Genomic DNA, 23792 nt, shown 5'->3' on the forward strand with positions numbered 1-23792 from the left:
ATGCATACACACGATCTGACGACCATCGACACGGCAGGGCTCGGCGCCCTGCAGCGGCGCGGCCTGATCGTCGGCGCGGTCGGCCTGGTGCTGGGCGCCGTCGGCGTCGTGCTGCATCCCGCGGATTTCCTGCCGTCGTGGTTGATCGGCTTCCTGTTCTTCACCGGCCTGTCGCTCGGCTGCCTCGCGCTCCTGATGCTGCAGCACATGACGGGCGGCCAGTGGGGCATGGTCGGCCGGCGCGTGTTCGAAGCGGGCAGCCGGATGCTGCCGCTCGCGGCGCTGTTCTGCGTCCCGATCGTGGTGTTCGCGCCGAAGCTGTTTCTCTGGGCGCGCCCGGAGGCGGTGCAGGCGGATCCCATCCTGCAGGCGAAGGCGCCGTACCTGAACGTCCCGTTCTTCACGGTGCGCGCGGTCATTTACTTCGCCGTGTTCCTGGGGCTCGCCTATTTCCTCAACAAGTGGTCGGCCGAGCAGGACCGCGGCGCGGTGGCGCAGACGGATGCGGACACGCGGCGGTTCCGGGTCGTCAGCGCGCCCGGACTGCTCATCTACGTCCTTTTGATGAGTCTCGCGGCGGTGGACTGGATCATGTCCCTCGACCCGCACTGGTACTCGACGATCTTCGGGCTCACCATCGTCGTCGGCCAGGGGCTCTCGGCGTTGTCGTTCACCGTGGCGGTGCTGGCACTGTTGGTCGGGCGCGAGCCGATGAACGGCGTCCTCAAGGCGCGCCACTTCCACGACTTCGGCAAGCTGATGCTGGCGCTGGTGATGCTGTGGGCCTACTTCTCCTTCTCCCAGTTCCTCATCATCTGGGCGGGCAACCTGCCGGAGGAGATTCCCTACTATCTCGAGCGGCTGCGCCACGGCTGGCAGTACCTGAGCGTGGCGCTGGTGTTCGGCCACTTCATCCTGCCGTTCTGCCTGCTGCTGTCGCAGGATCTGAAGAAGCGGCCGAAGCTGCTGTCGCGGATCGCGTGGTTCATCGTGGCGATCCGCCTCTACGACCTGATCTGGCTGGTCGCGCCGACGTTCCACCGCGAAGAGGCGTTGTTCCCGATCAGCCTTGCCAACGTCGGCGTGCCGCTGGCGCTCGGCGGCCTGTGGGTCTACCTGGTGGCGGGCCAGCTGCAGAAGCGGCCGATGCTGCCGGTGAACGATCCGCACTTCAAGGACATGCTGCTGCATGGCAACCAGGGAGGGCACTGACATGTCGGCGCATCCGCACGACGTGCACCCGCACGGCGAGCTGGTGAACGAGGACGTTCACCACGAAGAATCGGACATCAACGTCCGCGCGATCCTGTGGTTCGTCGGCATCCTGACGGCCATCACGGTGGGGATCCAGGCGGCGATGGTCGGGATGTTCAAGGGACTGGACTGGTACGAGGCGCGGAACGAACCGTACGTGACGCCGCTCTCGCGCGGGCCGGCGCAGGCGGCCGACTTTCCGGAGCCGCGGCTGCAGACGACGCCGTGGACGGACCTGCGGCTGTTCCGCGCCGAGCAGAACCAGCACCTGAACAGCTACGGCTGGGTGGACGAGAAGCTGGGCGTGGCCCGGATTCCGATCGCGAAGGCCAAGGAGCTGCTGCTGCAGCGCGGACTGCCGGTGCGTCCGGAGCTCGCCGCGGATCGCGAAGGCACCAATGTCGCCGCGACCGGCGAGTCGAGCGGCGGACGCTCGCTCCCGGGAGGACTCGCGGACAAGACCGGCCCGGCCGGCGGCGGCGGATTCGTGTCTCCCGACGCGGCGGCGACGCCGGAACCGAAGAAGCCGGGAGGCGGGCTGTGAAGCGCGCCGCCGCGTGCCTGCTCGCGGCATCGCTCTGCACGGCCGCGCCGGCGTACGCGCAGTACGCCGCGGGACCGCAGCGCCCGAACCCGGTCAATCAGAAGCCGGAGATCCTGAAGAACGTCGGCATCGATCAGAAGATCGGGCAGCAGCTGCCGCTGGATCTGACGTTCAAGAACGAGGCCGGACGCGACGTGCGCCTCGGCGAGTTCTTCACCGGCCGGCCGGTCGTGCTCGCGCTCGCCTACTACGACTGCCCGATGCTCTGCACGCAGGTGCTGAACGGCATGACCGGCGCGCTCAAGACGCTGTCGTTCGACGCCGGCAGGGACTTCGAGGTCGTCGTCGTCAGCATCGATCCGCGCGACAACTTCCAGGTCGCGGCGCACAAGAAGGCGTCGTACGTCGAGCACTACGGCCGGCCGCAGACCGCGGCGGGCTGGCACTTCCTGACCGGCGCCGAGAGCGCGATCAAGCCGCTGGCGGACGCGCTCGGCTTCCGCTACGTCTACGACGCCAACATCAAGCAGTACGCGCACGGCGCGGCGATTTACGTCGCCACGCCCAAGGGCGTGGTATCGCGCTACCTGCTGGGCATCGATTTCGCGCCGCGCGATCTGCGCCTGGCGCTGGTCGAGGCGTCGAACAACGTGCTCGGCAGCGTCGTGGATCAAGTGCTGCTGCTCTGTTATCACTACGATCCGACGACGGGGAAGTACGGCGCGGCGACGATCAACGCGGTCAGGATAGGGTTCCTCGCCACCGTCACCGGGTTCCTGGCGTTTCTGTTCGTCAGCCTGAAGCGCGAGCGGCTCCACGGGCACGGCGCTGACACGACGGCGCGCACGAGCGCAGCGAGAGAGCGTGAGGGGGAGCCCGCGGGGCGACGCCCCTCGGATATAGCCTAGATGTTCACGAACTTTCCCTTCTTCCCGCAGCAGGCGTCCGAGCAGGCCGCGACGATGGACGCGCTGTACTTCTTCCTGGTCGCGGTCACGGCGTTCTTCACGCTGCTGATCGCGGTCCTGGTCACGGTCTTCGCGATCAAGTTCCGCCGCCGACACGACACCGAGGTCGGCGAGGCGATTCACGGATCGCTGGCTCTCGAGCTGCTGTGGACCTTCATCCCGCTCGGCATCTGCATGATCATGTTCGTGTGGGGCGCGCAGGTGTTCTTCCACATGACGCGGCCGCCCAAGGGGGCGATGGAGATCTACGTCGTCGGCAAGCAGTGGATGTGGAAGGCGCAGCACATGGACGGCGCCTCCGAGATCAACGAGCTCCACGTGCCGGTCGGCCGCCCGGTGAAGCTGACGCTGGGGTCCGAGGACGTCATCCACAGCTTCTTCATTCCCGACTTCCGCGCCAAGGCCGACGTCATCCCCGGGCGCTACAACACGATGTGGTTCACCGCCAGCAAGCCGGGCAGATACCACATCTTCTGCACCCAGTACTGCGGCACCAAGCACTCGGCGATGATCGGCACGGTCACCGCGCTCGAGCCCGCGGCGTACCAGGCGTGGCTGGGCGGCGGCGCGGCCGGCGGCACGATGGCGGAGGCCGGCGCCAAGCTGTTCGCGGATCTCTCGTGCAACACCTGCCACATGGACACGAACCAGGGGCGCGGCCCGGTGCTGAAGGGCATCTACGGCAAGCAGGCGCTGCTGGCCTCGGGGCAGTCGGTGACGGTCGACGACGCCTACATCCGCGAGTCGATCCTGAATCCGCAGGCTAAGATCGTCGCCGGCTTCCAGCCGATCATGCCGACGTTCCAGGGGCTGGTCACCGAAGAGCAGATCCTGCAGTTGATCGCCTACCTGAAATCGCTCAACGGATCGACGGCCACGGCGACCACCGGCACCGGCACGCCGGAGGTGAAGTAATTATGGCAACCACAGCGGCTCCCCTGAATTACCTGAACAACGGCTACGGCGCGGCGTCGTGGCTGTTGACCAGGGATCACAAGCGCATCGCGCTGCTCTACCTGTACTCGATCACCGCCTTCTTCTTCCTCGGCGGCTTCTTCGCGCTGCTGATCCGGCTGGAGCTGCTGACGCCCGCCGCCGACATGGTCGCGCCGGACATGTACAACCGGCTGTTCACCATGCACGGCGTGGTGATGGTGTTCTTCTTCCTGATCCCGTCGATTCCCGCGGTGCTCGGCAACTTCCTGATCCCGATCATGGTCGGGGCGAAAGACCTCGCGTTCCCGCGCATCAACCTGCTCAGCTGGTACATCTACGTCCTCGGCGGGCTGTTCACGATCGTCGCGGCGATCTCGGGCGGGGTCGACACCGGGTGGACGTTCTACGCGCCCTACAGCACGAGCGCGTCGAACTCGCACGTCATCCTGGCGGGAGTCGGCATCTTCATCACCGGCTTCTCGTCGATCCTGACCGGACTGAACTTCATCGTCACGGTGCACCGGATGCGCGCGCCGGGGCTCACCTGGTTCCGCCTGCCGCTGTTCGTCTGGGCGCACTACGCGACCAGCCTGATCATGATTCTCGGCACGCCGGTGATCGCGATCACGGTGCTGCTGGTGGCGGTCGAGCGCGGCCTGCACCTCGGCATCTTCGATCCGGCGCTCGGCGGCGATCCGATCCTCTTCCAGCACCTGTTCTGGTTCTACTCGCACCCGGCGGTCTACATCATGATCCTGCCGGCGATGGGGGTGGTCAGCGAGCTGGTGCAGGCGTTCGCGCGCAAGAACATCTTCGGCTATTCGTTCGTCGCGTTCTCGAGCCTCGCGATCGCGGTGATCGGGTTCCTCGTCTGGGGGCATCACCTGTTCGTCGCCGGGCAGTCGACATACGCCGGGCTGGTGTTCTCGCTGATCAGCTTCTTCGTCGCCATTCCCTCCGCGGTGAAGGTCTTCAACTGGACGGCGACGCTCTACAAAGGATCGGTGTCGTGGGACTCGCCGATGCTCTACGCCTTCGGCTTCATCGGCCTGTTCACGATCGGCGGGCTGACGGGGCTGTTCCTGGCGACGCTCGGCATGGACATCCACATGCACGACACGTATTTCATCATCGCGCACTTCCACTACGTCATGGTCGGCGGCGCGATCTTCGGGTACCTGGGCGGCCTGCACTACTGGTGGCCCAAGATCACCGGGCGGATGTACCCGGAAGGCTGGGCCAAGTTCGCGGCGCTGAACATCTTCGTCGGGTTCAACCTGACGTTCTTCCCGCAGTTCATCGTCGGCTACCTCGGCATGCCGCGCCGCTACGCGATGTACGCGCCGGAGTTCCAGGTCTACAACGTGCTGTCCACCGCCGGAGCGACGATTCTCGGCGTCGGCTACCTGATCCCGATGATCTACTTCGCGTGGTCGCTGAAGCACGCGCCGCGCGCCGGTGACAACCCGTGGGGGGCGCGCGGGCTGGAATGGGAGATCCCGTCTCCGCCGCCGACCGAGAACTTCACCGCGACACCGATCGTGACCGAAGGCACGCACCAGTACGCGCCGAGCCGGGAGGTTGGCATTGTCTGACGCGCCGTCCGCATACCAGCCGCCGCCCGTCGCGATTCATCCGGCGGGCCACGGCCATACGCCGCATCATCCGTACCTGCAGCACCACTTCGACAGCATGGCGCAGCAGGCGGAGGCGTCCACGCTCGGCATGTGGACGTTCCTGGTCACCGAGATCATGTTCTTCGGCGGCCTGTTCATGGCGTACCTGGTCTACCGCTACTACTCGCCGATGGGATTCCAGGAGGCGAGCCACCACCTGGACGTCTTCTGGGGCACGCTCAATACCGCGCTCCTCATCATCAGCTCGCTGACCATGGCGCTGGCCGTGCGCTCGGCGCAGACCAGCCAGCCGGCGATGACGCAGGTGAAGTGGCTCGTGGCGACGATGCTGCTCGGCCTGGGGTTCCTCGGCATCAAGGTGATCGAGTACACCGACAAGTTCACCCACCACCTGGTGCCCGGTCCGAACTTCCGCTGGGAAGGGCTCTATCCGAAGCCGGCGGAGCAGTTCTATTCGCTCTACTTCGCGATGACGGGGCTCCACGCGCTGCACATGATCATCGGCATCGGCATCATGCTGGTCATCACGTGGATGGCGTGGCGCCGAACGTTCGACAGCGAATACTACACACCGGTCGAAGTCGCGGGCCTCTACTGGCACTTCGTCGACATCGTCTGGATTTTCCTGTTCCCGCTGCTCTATCTGATCGGCCGGCACTTCCATCCGGGGGCGTAGATGTCAGGGCACGTAGCGCCAAAGACCATGTATTACGCGGTGTTCGCCGCGTTGATCGTCGGCACCGCGCTGACCGTCGCGGTCGCGTTCGTCGATCTCGGCGCGCTGAACAACGTCGTCATGCTGACGATCGCGGTCACCAAGGCGACGCTGGTGGTGCTGTATTTCATGCACGTGCGCTGGAGCACGCGGCTCACCTGGGTCGTCGCCGCATCCGGCTTCTTCTGGCTGCTCATCCTGTTCGGCTTGACGATGCAGGACTATCTCACTCGAGGCTGGGTGCCCGGTACCTGGCGCTGAGCTGACCTCTGCCCGCTCGCGGGCGGCGCGAGCCTCCTACCGCGGCGGCTCCGGCGGACGTCTGGTCGAGTTGGCGTCGGTCGGCACCCGCCGGAAGGTGAACCACGCCGCCGCCGCGATGATCACCGCGGCAATCACATAAGGAAGCCACGTCAGATCGCCCATTCCGACCTCCGCGGCGGGGGAAGCGAGATCGATGCCGGGGAGACAAGCTCCGCCTTGCCGAAAGCTCCGGCGGCCGGTCCGCCGTTCGCCGCCAATCGGCCGCCACTCGCCGGGTTCGGTGACCTCTGGGCCGCTCCGGCCCGTATTGTCTATACTGATAGCTTCGCCACACTTTCGTGGTCTTCGATCTCCATGACTGACCTTTCCAAGGATCTGGCCGCGCTGCGCATCCCACAGGAAGAGCGCAGCGGCGGGCGCGGCAAGCCGCTCGTCGCCGCGATCGTCGTGCTTCTCCTGGGCGCGCTCGGCTGGGGCGGCTGGTACTGGGCCACCAGGCTGCAGGCCGCGCCGGTGAAGGCGGCCTCGGCGACCGCCAAGGCCGGAGGGCCGTCGGCCCCCGGAGCGGTGCTGAACGCGTCCGGCTACGTGACGGCGCGCCGCCGCGCGACGGTCTCGTCGAAGGTCACCGGCAAGGTGGTGAACGTCCTGATCGAGGAAGGCCAGCCGGTGAAGGCGGGGCAGATCCTCGCCACGCTCGACGACACCCAGGTTCGTGCGGCGCTGGCGCACGCGGAGGCGCAGCTCGCGTCGGCCCGCAAGAGCTTCGCGGAAGACCAGGCGCGCCTGCGGCAGGCGGAACTCAACCTCGGACGGCGGCAGCAACTGCTGAAGGAGCGCGTCGTCGGGCGCGCGGAGCTGGACGACGCGCAGGCGGAAGTCGACGCGCTGAAGGCGCGGATCGCGTACGCGGAGCAGCAGATCGGCGTCGCCGAGAGCCAGGTGAACCTGCAGAAGACCAACCTCGCCGACATGGTGGTGCGCGCGCCGTTCAGCGGCATCGCGATCTCGAAGGACGCGCAGCCGGGGGAGATGATCTCGCCGGTGTCGGCCGGCGGCGGCTTCACCCGCACCGGCATCGGGACCATCGTCGACATGTCGTCCCTCGAGATCGAGGTGGACGTCAACGAGACCTACATCAACCGCGTCAGCCGCGGCCAGAAGGTCGAGGCCGTGCTCGACGCGTATCAGGACTGGCGGATTCCGGCGCACGTGATCACGACGATTCCGACCGCCGACCGGCAGAAAGCGACGGTCCGGGTGCGGATCGGGTTCGACCAGCTCGGCGATCCGCGGATCCTGCCGGACATGGGCGTCAAGGTGTCGTTCCTCCGCGACGCCCCGGCGGCGGGGGCCGACGCCGCCCCGGTCGTACCGCGCGTGCTGGTGCCAAAGGCGGCGGTGCGGAGCGAGAACGGCCGTTCGATCGTGTTCGTCATCAAGGAGGGTCGCGTCGAGCGGCGCGCCGTGAGCGTCGGTCAGGAGACCGGCGATCAGATCGAAGTGCTCTCCGGCTTGACCGCCGGCGAGCGCGTCGTCACCGACGGACCGCCAACCCTCAAGGACGGCGACAAGGTAAAGGTGCTGTAGATGTCACAAACCCTCGTCACGGTTCGCAATCTGCACAAGGTGTTTCAGCGCGGCGGGCAGCGCATCGACGTGCTGCAGGGAGTCGACCTGGACATCCCGCAGGGGGACTACCTCGCGTTGATGGGCCCGTCGGGCTCGGGCAAGACGACGCTGCTCAACCTGCTCGGCGGCCTCGACACACCCACTGAAGGGTCGATCGAGGTCGCGGGCGACCGGCTCGACAAGCTGTCGGGCGCGAAGCTCGCGGCGTGGCGCGCGCGCCACATCGGGTTCGTGTTCCAGCTGTACAACCTGCTGCCGGTGCTGACGGCGGCGCGGAACGTCGAACTGCCGCTGCTGCTGACGAAGCTGAAGAAGGCGGATCGCATGAACCGGGTCCGGGTGGCGCTCTCCGTCGTCGGCCTCGGCGACCGCATGCACCACTATCCGCGCCAGCTGTCGGGCGGCCAGGAGCAGCGCGTCGGCATCGCGCGCGCGATCGTGACCGACCCGACGCTGCTGCTGTGCGACGAGCCGACCGGCGACCTGGATCGGAAGTCGGGGGACGAGATCCTCGAGCTGCTCGAAGTCCTCAATCGCGATCACGGCAAGACGATCGTGATGGTCACGCACGATCCGCACGCCGCGGCGCGCGCGAAGCGGACGCTGCACCTCGAGAAGGGCGTTCTGGTGAAGACGGAGGCAGCGGCATGAAGTTCCTGCACATCGTCTGGCGGAACCTGATGCGGCGGAAGATCCGGACGATCTTCACGCTGCTGTCGATCTTCGTCTCGTTCGTGCTGTTCGGCTACCTGATGGCGATCCGCAGCGCGTTCAGCATGGGCATCGACCTGGCCGGCGCCGATCGGTTGATGGTGCTGAACAAGATTTCGATCATCATGCCGCTGCCGGTGAGCTACAAGGAGCGGATCAAGCAGATCGAAGGGGTCAAGGAAGTCACGTTCGCCAACTGGTTCGGCGGCTACTACCAGGAAACCAGGAACCAGTTCCCCAACATGGCGGTGGACGCGGAGAACTGGTTCAAGATGTACAGCGAGTTCGCCGTTCCCGAAGATCAGATGAAGGCGTGGCTCGCCGACCGCCAGGGAGCGATCATCGGCGCCGATCTCGCCAGGCGCTTCGGATGGAAGGTCGGCGATCGCGTGCCGCTGCAGGCGACGATTTTCGCCCGCCCCGATCGACGCGCCTGGGAGTTCAACATCTCCGGGATCTACGACTCGCCGGTCAAGGGGACCGACAAGACGCAGTTGTTCTTCCACTGGGAGTTGCTGAACGAGGTGCTGCGGAACACGCAGTTCGGGAACCAGGTCGGCTGGTACGTGATCAAGGTGAACGATCCGGAGCAGTCACCCGGAGTGGCGAAGACGGTGGACACGATGTTCGCCAACTCGCCTACCGAGACCAAGACCGACAGCGAGAAGAACTTCATCGCCGGGTGGGCCAAGCAGATCGGCAACATCAGCCTGATCACGCAGCTGGTGGCCGCCGCGGCGCTCTTCATGATGCTGCTGGTGACCGCCAACACGATGGCGCAGTCGATCCGCGAGCGGACGAGCGAGCTGGCGGTCCTCAAGACGCTCGGCTTCGGCGACGGCCGGGTGCTGTCGCTGGTGCTGATGGAGTCGTGCGTGCTCGCCCTGGTCGGCGGCATCGCGGGCATCGCCGTGTCATGGGCGCTGGTCACGATCGGCGGCGACCCGACCGGAGCGTTTCTGCCGCAGTTCCTGTTCCCGCCGAAGGACGTGGTCATCGGCGTGCTGATGGTGGTGGCGCTCGGATTCGCCGCCGGCGCCATCCCGGCGCTGCAGGCGCAGCGCCTGCGCATCGTCGATGCGCTGAGGAGAACGTAGGGCATGCTCTCTCAGATCGTCGCGGTCTCCGCCGTCAACTTCCGATCGCTGCGGCAGCGGCTCGGGTCGTCGACCGTCGCCATCATCGGCATCGCCGGCGTGGTGGTGGTGTTCCTCGGCGTGCTGTCGATCGCCGAGGGATTCCGCGCCGCGATGGCGGGGGTCGGCGATCCGCAGACGGTCATCGTGATGCGCGCGGGCAGCGACACCGAGATGACCAGCGGGCTCAGCGGCGACACCGCCCGGCTGATCATGGACACGCCGGGAATCGCGCGCAACGAGCGCGGGCCCGTCGCCTCCCCCGAGCTGTTCGTGATCGTCGGGCACCCGACGAAGAAGGACCCGAGCGACGCCAACGTGCCGCTGCGCGGCGTGTCGAGCGCGGCGCTGCAGGTGCGCCCGGAGATCCGCATCGTCGAAGGACGGATGTTCACCGAGGGCACCAACGAGATCGTCGTCGGGCGGGCGGCGTCGCGGCAGTTCGCCAATCTCGACGTCGGCTCGCAGACCCGGTGGGGGCAGAACAACTGGAAGGTCGTCGGCATCTTCGAAGCGAACGGCAGCGCCGCCGAGTCGGAGATCTGGTGCGACGCGAGAGTGCTGCAGCCGGCGTATCAGCGCGGCAACAGCTACCAGTCGGTCTACGTCCGGCTCGAAAGCCCTGAGGGCTTCCAGGCGTTCAAGGACGCGCTGACGTCCAACCCGCAGCTCTCGGTGACGGCGATCCGCGAGCCCGATTACTTCGCGGCGCAGTCCGACGTGCTGAACAGCATCATCACGACGATCGGTTTCCTCATCGCCGGACTGATGGGCATCGGCGCCGTGTTCGGCGCGGTGAACACGATGTACACCGCGGTCGCGAGCCGCACGCGCGAGATCGCGACGCTGCGCGCCCTCGGCTTCGGCAATTTCCCCGTCGTGTTTTCGGTGCTCAGCGAGGCGGTGATCCTCAGCCTGGTGGGGGGCGTGATCGGGGGTCTGCTCGCCTGGATCGCCTTCGACGGCTACCAGACGTCGACGATGAACTTCCAGTCGTTCAGCCAGGTGGCGTTCGCGTTCGCGGTCACGCCGAAACTGCTCGGCACCGCGCTCGTCTACGCGCTGCTGATGGGCCTGGTCGGCGGGATGCTGCCGGCGATCCGCGCCGCTCGACTCCCGGTCGTAACGGCGCTTCGAGAGCTGTGAGCTGTCAGCTGGAAGCTGAGAGCTGAGAGCTGATTTCCGGCACGCCTCGTGAGTAACGCGTGGCGGAGGCTTTATGCGCACCCCAGCGCTCTCGCTTGCTCTTGCCGTCCTGCTCAGCTCACGCATCTACGCCCAGGCCACCTGGCAACCTGCGGCGCCGCCGCTGGTTACGGCCGAGAACACCACGTGGTATCAAGCGGCTGAACCTATCATCTGGAACGGCGACTACTACTATCCCGCCGGCGCCGTACAGGGCTTCAATCCGTATCAAATGGTACGGTCGGGTTCGTATCGCGGCATCCCGCTGTACACCGATGCGACGCTCGAGCCGTACAGCATCGTGTTCGTTCCCCTGAACGGCGCGCGGATGCAGCCGTACGAGCGCCGCCGCAGCGGTCAGCTCGCCGGGACGACCGGCAGCCGTACACCATCGCTTCCGACTGACATCGGCGCGGAGGGAGTCTCGCCGGCAATGACGCAGGCGCAGGGTCCGCCGGACTTCGCCCGTGCCTACGACGTGGCGCGCCTCGACGAACCGGCGCCGTTCGCCGCACCCGCCGATCTCCCGGTCGGCACCGCCGGCAGCGCCGCACCGCCCGTCCGGCCGGTCACGACGATCCTGCCGCCGACGGGCCTGAACGCGATCTGGATCGAATACAACGGCGAGCGGTGGTACGCGTCCGGACAATCGATCGCCTACGAAGCCGCCCGGCTGAACCGGGTCGGGTCCTACCGCGGATGGAGCGTCTATGCGCTGAAGAGCGATCCGCGCGCGGCGACGATCTATGTCCCGTCCATTCCCGGACGTCTGGCGCCGTATTCCAGGAAGTGATTCGAGTAGAGTCGGGAGATTGAAGGCTTTCGCCTTCAACTCCCGATCTGAGCCTGGCCGCGGGCTCCATTGGCCCGGGAACGAGGATGTGAGCCGGCCTTTTACGGCTGACGAGGCAGGTAGCCAGCCGGTCGACTCTGGTGGGATATGTGTTCGTTCGTCCCTTGGTTACGCGGCGCTCCGCGGCATCACTCGCCTCGGCCCGCCTTCGGTCCTGATGAACGATCCATCCCGGGTCTCCGAGAGGAAGTTGTCGTTCACCAGTACCCGCAACAACTGCTCGCAGGTGACGCGGTCGAGACCCCAGAGCCGCTGGGCCTGGGCCGGCGTCAGCCGAAGTCCGGGCATTTCCGCATACTCGCCCTGAATCCGCTGAAGCACGTCTTCGATACGCATGGCTTCCCCCGTCCGCGAGTCGCTTACTGGTGTTGCGTATGGGATCCAAAAGCAACCGGCGTACCGCGCCGGATGCCCGGCCGATGGGAGTGCGGCTGAGGCGCGTAAGTTCTGGCAGCGGAACGAGATCCTATAGACGTCGACGAGTGGCGGGTCGCGGCTGCCGGGGCGAGTGCGGCATATAAATCGTACGGCTAGGCCGCTGCGGTTGTTGGGATTTGCTACGCGGTCCTCTTTCGCCAGTAGCGCGCGAGGCCCTGCCACGAATAGACGAGCCCGCCGGCCCTGATGTAGTTCTCCGCTTCCTGGTCGCCGACCTGGCGGCGGATGTCCGCGAACACCTCGTTCACAAACGCAGCCTGCCGCTCGTCTTCCGGCCGCGACTCATCAGCGACGAGCCGCCGGACGATCCGGCTCCAGTCGGAGAGGTTCCCGAACATCGCCTGCAGGTGCTGGCGTGCCCCCTGCGACGGACCGAAGTGGGTCAGAAACAGGGTGTCCGGGTCCCACGCGAGGATTTTTTTCTCACTCTCGTGCCACGCCTCGATGTCGATGTCGGGCGGGGGCGTCGGCGGCATCACGTAAGTGCCGGCGCCGCGCCGAATCCCTGCGGTATCGCCCACGAACGCGACGCCCGACGCGGTGTCGAGGTACGACACGTGATGCGAGGCGTGCCCCGGCGTATAGGCGATTTTGACCTCCCGTCCGGCGATGGTGAGCGTCTCGCCGCCGCTGACGGCCTTCAACCGCGCCGGGTCGACGGCCTTCACCTCTCCCCAGAGCAGCTCCATGTCCTGCCCGTACAGCCGGCCGGCGCTGCTGAGGAGCTTCGCGGGATCCGCGAGGTGCGGCGCGCCGCGGTCGTGAACCACCACCTCGACGTGCGGATGCTTTTCGACGATGGATCCGACGGCGCCCGCATGGTCGAGGTGAATGTGCGTCACCAGGACCTGGCGCACGTCTTCGAAGCGTATCCCCTTCCGCGTCAGCTCGGTGGTCAGCTGCCCGAGCGATGTGGTGGGTCCCGGATCGACGAGGGCGACGCCGGCAGAGCCGTGCAGAATTGCGGTGGCGATGATGCCGGGGCGGCCGAGGAAGTTGAGGTCGACGTAGTCGAGGCCGGTGGCAAGGACGGGCACGCCACAATTGTAGCCCTGGGCCGAAAAGAAAACGGCCGGCGTTTCCGCCGGCCGCTCTCAACTAGGCGGGCAGTTCAGTGACTGCCCCCGATAGTGTCTGCCATGCATGCACCTCCCGGCCGCGACCGGCTACGAACGGGGCCGCCGGACAGGTGTAAGTCCGCGGCGATGGTCGCCTTGAGCCTTTGTTTGGCGTCCCTCATTGCGCAAGGGACGGTAGGTTCAGAATAGCATGCCGGGCAAGCACGACCGGCCGTCAGTACATCACGAACGCATACAGCGTCTCTCCGGTCGCCACGAGCAGGTACTGGCGGCCGTCGACCTTGTAGGTGATCGGCGCGTTCGTGACCTGCCCGATCCGGGTGTGCCACAAGGGCTTGCCGGTGCGCGCGTCATGCGCGACGAGATTGCCGCCGGCGTCGCCGGCGAACACCAGACCGCCGGCGGTCGTCAGCACTCCTCCGCCGCCGCCGTTGCCGATCGGATACCGGTGCCGCCACACGATCTTCCCGTTGCGGTAGTCAATCGCGGTCAGGTAACTGCCCGCCGACCCGACCTGGATCTCTTCCTTGCCGCCCAGCCCCATCGAGCCCCGCGGGTGGGGATCGGTGAGATAGAAGATCGAATAGGTGTTGCGCTCGGAGACGTAGAACAGGCCGGTCTGTGGCGAGTAGGCCGGCGGCTCCCAGTTCACCGTCCCGCCCGCGGTCGGCGAGACGAGCGCGCCGGGGATCGCCGGATCCTTGACGGGATTGCGCCGCACCGAGCCCCTCGCGTCCACTTCCTTCGCCCAGTTCGTCGCCAGGCCGTACTTGCTGGTGACGACGTGCTCGCCGGTGACGCGATCGAGGGTGAAGAAGTAGCCGTTGCGGGCCGCTGTCGACACCAGCTTCCGCTTGCGGCCGTTGACCATGCCGTCGATCAGAATCGGCGTCTGCGCCGAATCCCAGTCGTGCATGTCGTGCGGCGAGGTCTGGAAGTACCAGGCCATTTTTCCGGTGTCGACGTTGACCGCGATCAGCGAGCAGGTGAAGAGGTTGTCCCCCTCGCCGCGGCCGACCGTGTAGGCGGGAATGGGGTTGCCGGTGCCGAAGATGTACAGCCTGGTCTCGGGGTCGAACACGCCCGGCAGCCACGGCATGCCGCCGCCGTGCCGCGCGGCGTCGAGATTCTCCCAGGTGTCGAGCCCGGGATCCCCCGGCTCCATCGGCACGGTGTAGAACTTCCATTCGAGGGCGCCGGTTTCGGCGTTGAACGACTGCAGAAAGCCCGGCGTGTCGAGATCGTTCCCGACCCCCACGATCACATGGTTGTCGACGACGAGCGGCGCGGTCGTCGAGAAGTACTGCTGGCTGAAGTCGGCGATTTCCTTGTTCCAGCGCTCCCGTCCGGTCTTCGCGTCGAGCGAAACGAGGTAGTTGTCCGGCGTCACCGTGTAGAGATAGCCGTTCCACATGCCGACGCCGCGGTTGGCGATGTGGGTGCCGCCGCGGGTCTTCCAGTAGTACTGCCAGAGCACGCGGCCGTCCCGCGCGTCCATCGCCCAGACGTTGTCCGGCATGGTCACGTAGAGCGTGCCGTCGACGAGAAGCGGCGTGCCCTTGATCCCCGAGCTGCCGGGGACGATGTCGCCGGGGCCCGGACCGCCCACGATCAGATTGGCGCCGCCGCCACCGCCGCCGCGGCCTCCGCCGCCGCGGCCGCCGCCCGATGCGAGCGGACTTGGATTGAGATTGGCCACCCAGGCCAGCGTGAGGTTCTTCACCGTGAGCCGGTTGATGTCGGCGAGCGCGCTGTACCGGCGTCCCGTGTAGTCCCCCGAGTAGCTCGTCCACCATTCGCCGAGCGGCTTGAGAAGCTCCTTCGGTTCGATGCCGCGCCCCTGCCCTTCCACCGCGACGGAGCCAACGGCGAGCGGTGCGAGCGCAACCGCCGCGGCGAGCAGCAGCTTCTTGATCGTCATTTGAGCGTCACGAGGTACGCGGTCACGTCGTGCATGTTCTTGTCGGTGAGCTCGGCGAGCAGCTTGCGATGCCCTTCCAGCGGATCCTTCAGCTCGAGCTTCGGGGTCCCGTCACGGCGCGTGAAGCTGCGGACCGTGCCGTCCGGCTGCGCGATCGCGACGTAGAAATCGTCGAGGCGGAGCAGCCGCCCTTCGACCTTTTCACCGGACGCGGTCACCACCGTAGCGGTTACCGCGCGCCCGTTCGCGCTCGCGCCCGCCGGACCCGTACCGCGGCCGCGGCCGCCGGCTGCGCCGCCCGACACCCACGTGTTCTGCAGGGTCTTCGGGTCGGTAATGCGGCTCGCGATCCCCTGCAGGTCGCCGGCCGTCGAGTGGCACGCGCTGCACTTCGCGGCGAAGTACTTCTCCCCTTCGGCGACGTCGCCGACGACGATGTCGAGGACCACCGGTTCCTCGCCGGGCGGCGGCATGCCCTGCCGCGGCGACAGCGCCAGCGTGCTGTGGATGTACTCGGCGACGGCACGGATGTCGTCGTCGCTCATCTGGATCGGCGGCATTCCCTTGTCGGCGCGCGCGCCGCGGACGATCGGCGCGATCTTCTCGCCCGCGGTGTCGGTCAACGTCACTTCCGAGCGGAGCAGGTTGGGGCCGCCGTTCTCTCCCCCCCGCATGTCCTTGCCGTGGCAGAACGCGCAGGTCGCGTCGAACAGCGTCTTGCCGCGCGTGATCAGGGCGGGGTCGCCGGGCGGACGCTGCTGCGCCGGGAACGATTCGGGACGCGCCCCGCGCCCTTGCCCCCGCCCGGCCGGCGGCTGCGGCTGCTGCGCGCCTCCCTGCGGCGGCGTGCCGGCGGGAGGCTGGGCCGGCGGCGGCGGCGGCGCCGGATTCTGCGAGTCTGCGCGCGCGACGACCAGCATGCTGGCAACGAGTCCCGAGGCGGCAACGACATGGGCAAGCTTGGCGAGTCTGATCGGCATTACACCCCTAGGACCGGTACGCCTGCCGCCCGATGCCCTGCGCCTTGAGTCCCTGCGCCGCGAGCACTTCGTGCTGCAGCGCGTACATGCAGGCCGCGGCCTCGTCGATGCGCCGCACGAAGGCCATCGAGCCCTGGAGGATCGGCGTCACGCGCTGGCGATCCTGGATGCGGGCGGGCGGGAACTCGTGCTCGACCACCAGGTGCGTGTTCTTGACGTCGAGCTGCAGCAGTTCGCGCGCGGCGAGCTGATGATCCAGCCAGTCGACGGTGCGGTTCTGCAGGTACGCCAGCGGATCGTGGCGCGCCGTGCCGGGCAGCTCGTGCTCGCAGAGCACGGTCTGCTTCTTCCAGGCGTTCACCTGATCGGCCGGATTCTCGGACGCCTTGCCGTTCACCCAGTCGCCGCGCTCGACGGTCTGGCCGCCGTAGCCCCAGGCGGACACCCCCTTCGCATCGATGACCTGCCCCTTCACGTGGAAGCCGCCGATGAGGAAGTTGTACCCCGCGTCCTTCAGGTATTGAAAAATGGACCGCGTGTCCTGGCCCATGAGGATCGCATGCGACGGATCGTAGTGGATGCGGAACTGGTCGCCGACGCCGTGCTTCTCGCAGATACGATGCAGCGCGATCCAGGTGCCGGGCGTGTAGGCGATGTTGTTGTGGAAGTTGTCTCCCGTCGTCCAGCCCGGCATCGGACACTGCTCGACCCTGAACGTGAGGCCGCGCGACTTGGCGTCCTGGAGCAGCGGAACGAAGTGTTCCTCGAAATCGACGAGGTTCTCGTCCATGCTGTGCCGCTGATTGCGGCCGACGAACCCGCAGACCGCGTTCACGCCCAGCAGCGTCGCCGCCTCGAAGACGCGCCGCATGAAGTCGTGCTTCTTCTTCCGCACCTCGGGGTCGTGGTGCAGCATATTGTCGAAGTAGCCGACATCCGACAGCCCGATGCCGCTCGCGTCCAGCGCCTTGGTCACGCGGCGGGCGCGATCCTTGTCGAAGGGCTTCCGCAGGTCGAGCGTATTCGCCACCGGATCGAGCATCGCCTCGGGCGGGATGTCCGTCTCGGTCGGATGCAGCGCCGCCGACAGCTGCATGTAGTCCGCGCCGATCTCGCGCGCGAACTGCGCCCAGTCCTCGATCGCCCGATCGGGATCCGGATCGCGAACCTCGCGCGGCGTCAGCTCCTGCAGTGCCGCAGTGAGGACGCCGACCTTCATGAACTTGGGCTCGAATGCCTTCATATCAGTAACTCACCTGCGTCCATACGCTGCCCGCGTGCGAGCTCTTCAGGATCGCCTCGACGACGCAGTTGGCGCGATAACCGTCCTCGAACGTGGCGAAGGCGGGCGGCTTCGGCGCGTCGGCGGGCTTTCCCTCCGCGATGAAGCCATAGATATCACGCATCAAGTTGCAGAAGGCGTCGGCCCACGCCTCCTGGTGCCCGCCGGGCAGGTGCGTGTAGCGCTGCGCCGTGCGATCCAGGAGCGACGGATCCTTCGCGAGCACCTGATTGGCCCCGTCGCGATGCCCGATCCACAGTTCGTTCTGCTCTTCCTGGCGCCATCGCATGGACGAGGTCGCGCCGCAGACTTCGAGCACGACGTCGTTCTTGTGGCCGGCGCAGACCTGGCCGACGGAGAACGCCCCTTTCGCGCCCCCTTCGAAGCGGACCAGCACGGACGCGAGGTCTTCGACGGTGATGTCGACGACCTCGGTCTCTTCCGCCCCGGCGGCGGCGAACGCTTCGCGCGATCCCTTCGCCTTCGGCCGCTTGCGCTTCGGGATCGTGGTGGTCAGATCGCCGAGCACGTGGGTGATCCGCAGGCCGCTGACGTGCTGGGCGAGGTCGCACCAGTGCGATCCGATGTCGCCGAGCGCCGACGACGCGCCCCCCTTGTCGGGCTCGAGCCGCCAGGAATAGTCGGTGTCCTTGATCAGCCAGTCCTGCAGGTAATGGCCGTGGATGAACCGCGGCGTGCCGATGTCGCCGCGCGCGATCGCGGTCCGCGCGTGCTGGACGATCGGGTTGCCGCGGTAATTGAAGGTCACGGCATGGACGATCCCGGCCTTCCGCGCCTGGTCGAGCAGCGACCGTGCTTCCGCGGCGGTCATCGCCAGCGGCTTGTCGGAAACGACGTGTTTCCGCCTGGCGATGGCTGCCGCGTTCACCTCGTAGTGGAGGTAGTTCGGCGTCGCGTTGTGAATGACCTGGATGCGCGGATCGTCGAGCAGCTCCTGGTAGCTGCCGTAGGCCTGCTCGACGTGCAGCGCGTCGGCCTTGGCGCGCGCCGACGCCGCACTGCTGCCGGCCACCGCGACGATGTCGACGAATCCCAGACGCCGGACGGCGTCCACGTGGTGCGGCCCGACGAACCCGGCGCCGACCAGTCCCATGCCAATGCGTTTCGTAGCCACGGGCGCATCATACTCACAGCGCATCCCCCGTTGCTACCCCCCCGGGGCGTGCGAATCAGCGGCCGCCGATCATCGCCACCGGCTCTCCCTTCGTGACCGGCGGCGTGCCGACGACATAGAGGATCTGACCGTCGAACGGCGCGATCACCTCCTCGATCGTCCGGCCGTGAAAGTCCGTGATGTGGCCGAGCCGCGCCCCCTTCTTGACCTCGCGCCCCTTCTCCACCGCGGCGTAGAAGATGCCGGTCGCGCCGGCGCGCAGCACTTCGTTGCGCTCGAACAGCACCGGGGCGGCGACCGGCGCCGGACCGTCGGTGCGCATGCCGAGGTGCTTCATCAGCCCTGCGACGCCGCGCCGGACCAGCTCGATCGAGGCCTCGTCGACGATCGCCATGCCGCCGGTTTCCGTGGTCAGCGCCGGCTTGCCGCGGGTGATCGCGGTGTTGGAGGTGTACACCGAGTTGGCGGGATCGGTCGGACGCTCGCGATCGACCACGATGTGCTCGAGGCCGAAGGCGAGCGCCATCGCGCGCCCGGCCTGCGCGACCTTCGGGTCGCCGGTAGTGATCCAGTAGCTGTACGGGCGGAGCGATTCGTTGCCGTCGCCGCAGTGCAGATCGACGACGTGGGTGGCGCGCGCGATCACTTCGCGGGTGATCGTCTCGGCGATGCGCTCCGAGATGGTGCCATCCGCCTTGCCGGGATAGACGCGGTTGAGGTTCTTGCCGTCGACCGGTGAGTAGTAGATCGTGCGGCCCAGGAACGACGGCATGTTGGCGACGTGAACCATGATCACGGCGCCCGTGATCGCCTTCGCGTCGATGGCCGTCCGCAGCCGCTGGAGCGCGACGATGGGCACGTATTCCATCCCGTGCGTGCCGGCGATCAGCGCCAGCACCGGGCCGGAAGACGCCCCGTTGATCACAGTGACGGGGATGGTGGTGCCGCTGTCGCCGGCACGTGCGGGGACATCGAGCGTGCCGCTCGCCACCGCACCAGGTGCGGCAGTGACGCCGCCGACGGTGATGGGCTGCTGCGCCGCGGCGGATCGGGAAACGGCGAGCAGCAGGATCAGGAGCGCGATGCGTCGCATTTTTTCAGCCTCCGGGGGCGGATTGTATGGCAGGTTATAGCGGCGGGAGGTCATATGAACCGGCGGGAGTTCATCGGCACGGTCACGGCAGCGTCGGCCTGGACCATCGTCCCGCGGCGGGTGCTCGGCGGCCGCGGCTATGTCCCCCCCAGCGACATGATCCTGCTGGCACAGGTCGGCTGCGGCATGCAGGCGCAGCGGCAGGTGAACACCGGGTTCGTGCGCCGCGAGGACCTGCAGTTCGTCGCGGTGGTCGATCCCAACCGCGACTCGCAGGACTACGTGGACTGGGAGAACTTCGGCAACCGCAACCGCATCCGCCGCTTCATCGAGGAGCCGGCGTGGGGCGAAGGGGACACCGGCATCCGCGGCGGCCGCGACATCGCGAAGCAGATCATGGAGATCTACTATCGCAAGCACGAGCGCCCCGCCGCAGGCATCCGCGCCTACGAAGACTTCCGCGAGATGCTGGAGAAGGAAGCCGACATCCAGGGGATCGTCAACATCACGCCCGATCACCAGCACGCCGCGATCAACATCGCCGCGCTGAAGAAAGGCCGGGCGGCGATCGCGCACAAGCCCGTCGCGCTGCTCCCCTACGAGCTGCGCCGGACCCTCGAGGCCGGCGCGGCGAGCGCCGCGGCGACGCACCTGCTCGCCTACAGCAACAGTCCGGATCGTCACACCCTCGCGGCCTGGATCAAGGCGGGCGTGATCGGCAGCGTGCGTGAAGTGCACAACTGGACCAACCGTCCGTTCTGGCCGCAGGGCTGGCAGGAGTACTACACCGCGGGCCCGCCCGTTCCGGATGGATTCAACTGGCAGTTGTGGCAGGGACCGGTGCCCGATCGCCCGTACCATCCCAATTACACACACTGCCTCTATCGCGGGTGGTACGCCTACGGCAGCGGCTGTCTCGGGGACATGGGCCTGTACTCGCTCTGGCAGCCGTACCGGATCCTCGAGCTCGGCATTCCCGAATGGGTCGAAGGGCGTCCCAACAACGACGCCGCGGTCAACGAACGCCGCGTCAGCACCGGCGGGCGCGTGTCGCAGGTGGGGTTGCCCAAGTCGAGCACGCTTCGCTGGCGGCATCCCGCGACTCCCTCCCGGCCGGCGGTCGACACCTTCTGGTACGACGGCGGCAACAAGCCGCAGACGCCGGAGGAGCTGTACCAGGACAAACTGGATCTCGCCGACGAAGGCATGCTCTTCATCGGCGACAAGGGAAAGATCCTGTGCGACTTCCGTGCGACCAATCCGCGGCTCATCCCGCAGGCGCGGCATCGCGCATTCGAGGGCTCGATCGCGACGCCGGAGTTCGACGCCACGTCCCCCGAGGACGAGTGGGTGAACGCGCTGAAGCAGAAGGCGAAGTCGTCCAAGGGCAGCTTCGAGAACGTCGCCGCTCTCGCCGAAGCGGTGACGCTGGCGACGATCGCGCTGCGCGTGCCCTACAAGCGCCTGGTGTGGGATTCGGCGAAGCTGGAGTTCACCAACTCACCGGAGGCAACCAGGCTCGTCCGCCGCGAGCAGACCCGTTCGGGGTGGGAGCTGACGTAGCCAGAGCCGCCGGCGGCCACGGCTCACGCCGGCACCAGGGCCACGAAGCCCACGAAGCGAGCGGCGCATTCGATGTCGCGCATCCGGGCAGCGGAGTGCCGGTCGCCCGCGGGCTCACGCCCTGCGTTCGTTCGCAGAAGACCGCGGATTATACTTCGCGGCTGAGGGGTATCCCGTGACGCACAAACTCATCATCCGCAGCCTGGCTTTCGCGCTCGCGGCCGCCGGCGTTCAGCATCTCGCAGCTCAGACTCCCGCCCCGCGCGTCCTCCGCGTCGTCGCCTTCGGCGCGCATCCCGACGATGCGGAATTGAAGTTCGCCGGCACCGCGGCGCTGATGGCGGCGCAGGGACACAAGATCAAGCTCGTCGCGCTGACCAACGGCGACGTCGGGCACTTCGCCCAGGCCGGCGGACCGCTCGCGCAGCGGCGTAAGGCGGAGGTGACGGCGTGCCACAAGAAGGTCGGCGTCGAGACGGACGTGCTCGACATCCACGACGGCGAGCTGATGCCGGATCTCGAAACCCGTAAGAAGGTGGCGAACATCATCCGCGAATGGCAGGCCGACATCGTCCTCTCCCACCGGCCGTGGGACTACCACCCCGATCACCGCGCCGTCGGCAAGCTGGCGGAAGACTCGGCGGTCGTCGTCGCCGCGCCGTTCTTCGCGCCATACACGCCGCCGACCAGGCGCAACCCGATCTTCCTCTTCTATTCCGACAACTTCCAGAAGCCGTATCCATTCGATCCGATCGTGGCGGTGGGAATCGACGACGTGGCGGAGAAGAAGTGGGCCTGCATCGGCGACATGCCGTCGCAGTTCGCGGACGCCGATTCGTGGCAGGCGCGGTACCGCGGCAACGCGCCCGCGGATCCGGCGGCGCGCGCGGCGCAGATACTGGACGGCGTGAAGCAGCGCGACGCCGGGATCGCCGAGAAGTACCGCTCGCTGCTCGTGAAGCTGTACGGCGACCAGAAGGGGAAGGCGATCAAGTATGCCGAGGCGTTCGAGCTGAATCAGTACGGCAGCGGCGCCACGGCGGACGAGCTCAAACAGATGTTCGGCATCCGGTAAGCGTCAGCCGTCGGCGTCTACCGCCGCCTGTAACAGAACACCGAATCCCCGTTGCCCTGCCTGTCGAAGAACACGCGCGTCGTCAACTGAGGCAGCGCTTCCATTCGGGCCGATGCCGCGATCCGGTAGTTCGTCAGGAAGATGCCGCCGGGACGGAGCATGCTGGCGATGTTCGCGAGAGCGAGCCCCTGTTCGAAGCTGTCGTAGTAGACGAGGACGTTGGTCGCGACGATCAGGTCGAACCGCTCGGATTCGCCGAGCGGCTCGCGCTGCAGCACGATGTTGAGATCCCTGGGCGAGATCACGCGCACGCGCGCCGCCGGCACGGTGATGCTGCGGACGCGAACGCCGGCGGCCGCCTCGGGCCGCGGCGGCGGCTTGCCCTCCCGTCCGACCCGGGCGCCGAAGCGCTCCCAATAGCCGACCAGCGCGGGCTGCCACTCGTGCGATGGGTCGCCGCCGGCCAGGGGAAGATGCAGGGTGTAGCCCGCTCCTCTCGCGGCGCGCTGCACCGCGGCCGCGAGGTGGGCGTTCACGCGCGGACTCAGATCGTAGGTCGTCAATCGAAACGCACTGGCCGGTGCGAGATCCAGGCGCAGCAAGGAGTCGATCAAGGCGAACGGCTGAATCGTCTGCTGCGGATAGAAATCGTAGCCCTCGGCCTTGTCGGTGAAATCGAGCCCGGGCCCGACGATGGCGGCGCGCCGGACGCTGAAGGCCGGGAGCACGGCGCTCTGAGCGACTGCCGCAAGCGCGGCGTCGATGGCGAAGCTCGCGGTGAGCCGTGTGTCGGACGAGAGGCCGCGATCGCGAAAGAGCGTGGCGTAGGCCGCCAGCGCGGCGTCCGCGTCCGTCGAGCGCCTGGCCGCCTCCGCGGCACGGCCGAACTCCGCGTTCTCGGCGATCACGCGCTCGCGGGCCTCGACGAGGAACTCGCGCGCCTTCATTCGCCCCGCCTCGGTGCGGACGTCGATCCCCCGTCCGGAGAGATGGCGCCGGGCGAACAGGAGGCGCTCGTTCGTGCCGGGTGCGGCGATGGCGGACACCAGATCGTCGAGGCGGTCGATCAGCAGCGCTTCCGCTTTCCCTGAATCGCGCAGCCGATCGATCTGCTCGGCCGTGGCGCGCGGCTGCTTCGTGAACGCGGTGCCGTAGAGCCACAGGTAGACGAGCGAATCCTCGTCACCGCGCACGAGCCGCGCGCGGATCTCGGCGTCCCGCTTCGCGACCCAGGCCGGCCAGTCCGTCGCGGAGATCCGCAGGCGGCTCGCGGCTTCCGCCGGACGATCCGCGTCCGGCCGGCGATCCACCTCGTCATACGGAATGTAGATCGGCGCCGCCTGCAGCAGCGCCGCGGCGACGAGCGGGAGCAGCCAGCGGAGCACGCGCGC

Annotated in this window: 23 protein-coding genes; 14 read left to right on the forward strand and 9 right to left on the reverse strand. The window is 67.4% G+C overall.

Annotated features, from left to right (window positions below):
* The 7 genes from VFK57_16330 to VFK57_16360 are packed head-to-tail and all read left to right on the forward strand — an operon-like array spanning position 1 to position 6315.
* The gene (locus tag VFK57_16330) at positions 1-1212 is read left to right on the forward strand and encodes a hypothetical protein (protein HET7697282.1); all 1212 of its coding nucleotides are present in this window, start codon (positions 1-3) and stop codon (positions 1210-1212) included.
* A gap of 1 nt (position 1213) precedes the next feature.
* Positions 1214-1798, forward strand: coding sequence for a hypothetical protein (locus VFK57_16335; GenBank protein HET7697283.1), 585 nt, complete (start codon positions 1214-1216; stop codon positions 1796-1798).
* The gene (locus VFK57_16340; GenBank protein HET7697284.1) at positions 1795-2706 is read left to right on the forward strand and encodes an SCO family protein; all 912 of its coding nucleotides are present in this window, start codon (positions 1795-1797) and stop codon (positions 2704-2706) included. The genes VFK57_16335 and VFK57_16340 overlap by 4 nt, the downstream gene beginning before the upstream one ends.
* Entirely contained in the window at positions 2707-3681 is a 975-nt protein-coding gene (gene coxB / locus VFK57_16345) for a cytochrome c oxidase subunit II (GenBank protein ID HET7697285.1), read from the forward strand.
* 2 nt (positions 3682-3683) lie between these two features.
* Complete coding sequence (ctaD, locus tag VFK57_16350) at positions 3684-5297, forward strand: cytochrome c oxidase subunit I (protein HET7697286.1); 1614 nt, start codon at positions 3684-3686, stop codon at positions 5295-5297.
* The gene (locus VFK57_16355; protein HET7697287.1) at positions 5290-6015 is read left to right on the forward strand and encodes a cytochrome c oxidase subunit 3 family protein; all 726 of its coding nucleotides are present in this window, start codon (positions 5290-5292) and stop codon (positions 6013-6015) included. Before ctaD ends, VFK57_16355 begins: the two co-directional genes overlap by 8 nt.
* Positions 6016-6315: a cytochrome C oxidase subunit IV family protein gene (locus tag VFK57_16360; GenBank protein HET7697288.1), complete on the forward strand. Its 300-nt coding sequence runs from the start codon at positions 6016-6018 to the stop codon at positions 6313-6315.
* A 36-nt stretch (positions 6316-6351) separates the two neighbouring features.
* Here the strand turns inward: VFK57_16360 and VFK57_16365 are convergent, their stop codons facing one another.
* Positions 6352-6480: a hypothetical protein gene (locus VFK57_16365; GenBank protein ID HET7697289.1), complete on the reverse strand. Its 129-nt coding sequence runs from the start codon at positions 6478-6480 to the stop codon at positions 6352-6354.
* A 192-nt stretch (positions 6481-6672) separates the two neighbouring features.
* On the opposite strand from VFK57_16365, the gene VFK57_16370 reads away from it, so the two are divergent.
* The 5 genes from VFK57_16370 (at position 6673) to VFK57_16390 (ending at position 11775) form a co-directional block, all read left to right on the forward strand.
* Positions 6673-7908, forward strand: a complete 1236-nt coding sequence (locus VFK57_16370; GenBank protein HET7697290.1) for an efflux RND transporter periplasmic adaptor subunit — start codon at positions 6673-6675, stop codon at positions 7906-7908.
* Entirely contained in the window at positions 7909-8601 is a 693-nt protein-coding gene (locus VFK57_16375) for an ABC transporter ATP-binding protein (GenBank protein ID HET7697291.1), read from the forward strand.
* Complete coding sequence (locus VFK57_16380; protein ID HET7697292.1) at positions 8598-9758, forward strand: FtsX-like permease family protein; 1161 nt, start codon at positions 8598-8600, stop codon at positions 9756-9758. The genes VFK57_16375 and VFK57_16380 overlap by 4 nt, the downstream gene beginning before the upstream one ends.
* Positions 9759-9761: 3 nt before the next feature.
* Positions 9762-10943 carry an ABC transporter permease gene (locus VFK57_16385; GenBank protein HET7697293.1) on the forward strand — a complete coding sequence of 394 codons (1182 nt, stop codon included), beginning with the start codon at positions 9762-9764 and terminating at the stop codon, positions 10941-10943.
* Between the two features lie 73 nt (positions 10944-11016).
* Positions 11017-11775, forward strand: a complete 759-nt coding sequence (locus tag VFK57_16390; GenBank protein ID HET7697294.1) for a hypothetical protein — start codon at positions 11017-11019, stop codon at positions 11773-11775.
* A 168-nt stretch (positions 11776-11943) separates the two neighbouring features.
* On the opposite strand, the gene VFK57_16395 is transcribed toward VFK57_16390, so the two are convergent.
* The 7 genes from VFK57_16395 to VFK57_16425 all read right to left on the reverse strand — a co-directional run bounded on the left by VFK57_16395 (position 11944) and on the right by VFK57_16425 (position 19763).
* Positions 11944-12171: a hypothetical protein gene (locus VFK57_16395; GenBank protein HET7697295.1), complete on the reverse strand. Its 228-nt coding sequence runs from the start codon at positions 12169-12171 to the stop codon at positions 11944-11946.
* A 221-nt stretch (positions 12172-12392) separates the two neighbouring features.
* Positions 12393-13310 carry an MBL fold metallo-hydrolase gene (locus VFK57_16400; protein HET7697296.1) on the reverse strand — a complete coding sequence of 306 codons (918 nt, stop codon included), beginning with the start codon at positions 13308-13310 and terminating at the stop codon, positions 12393-12395.
* Between the two features lie 256 nt (positions 13311-13566).
* Positions 13567-15273: an acido-empty-quinoprotein group A gene (locus tag VFK57_16405; GenBank protein ID HET7697297.1), complete on the reverse strand. Its 1707-nt coding sequence runs from the start codon at positions 15271-15273 to the stop codon at positions 13567-13569.
* Positions 15270-16253, reverse strand: coding sequence for a c-type cytochrome (locus tag VFK57_16410; GenBank protein HET7697298.1), 984 nt, complete (start codon positions 16251-16253; stop codon positions 15270-15272). Before VFK57_16410 ends, VFK57_16405 begins: the two co-directional genes overlap by 4 nt.
* A 7-nt stretch (positions 16254-16260) precedes the next feature.
* A complete protein-coding gene (locus VFK57_16415; protein ID HET7697299.1) occupies positions 16261-17496 on the reverse strand; it encodes a TIM barrel protein in 1236 nt (411 codons plus the stop codon).
* A 1-nt stretch (position 17497) separates the two neighbouring features.
* Positions 17498-18670: a Gfo/Idh/MocA family oxidoreductase gene (locus VFK57_16420; GenBank protein HET7697300.1), complete on the reverse strand. Its 1173-nt coding sequence runs from the start codon at positions 18668-18670 to the stop codon at positions 17498-17500.
* Positions 18671-18725: 55 nt separating this feature from the next.
* Entirely contained in the window at positions 18726-19763 is a 1038-nt protein-coding gene (locus VFK57_16425; protein HET7697301.1) for a M14 family metallopeptidase, read from the reverse strand.
* A 54-nt stretch (positions 19764-19817) separates the two neighbouring features.
* On the opposite strand from VFK57_16425, the gene VFK57_16430 reads away from it, so the two are divergent.
* A complete protein-coding gene (locus tag VFK57_16430; protein ID HET7697302.1) occupies positions 19818-21326 on the forward strand; it encodes a Gfo/Idh/MocA family oxidoreductase in 1509 nt (502 codons plus the stop codon).
* 175 nt (positions 21327-21501) lie between these two features.
* Complete coding sequence (locus VFK57_16435; GenBank protein HET7697303.1) at positions 21502-22401, forward strand: PIG-L family deacetylase; 900 nt, start codon at positions 21502-21504, stop codon at positions 22399-22401.
* Positions 22402-22418: 17 nt separating this feature from the next.
* On the opposite strand, the gene VFK57_16440 is transcribed toward VFK57_16435, so the two are convergent.
* Positions 22419-23786 (reverse strand): class I SAM-dependent methyltransferase, encoded by a 1368-nt coding sequence (locus tag VFK57_16440; GenBank protein ID HET7697304.1) that lies wholly within the window; start codon positions 23784-23786, stop codon positions 22419-22421.
* Positions 23787-23792: the final 6 nt, after the last annotated feature.

This window comes from Vicinamibacterales bacterium (genome assembly GCA_035699745.1).
GTDB lineage: Bacteria > Acidobacteriota > Vicinamibacteria > Vicinamibacterales > 2-12-FULL-66-21 > JAICSD01.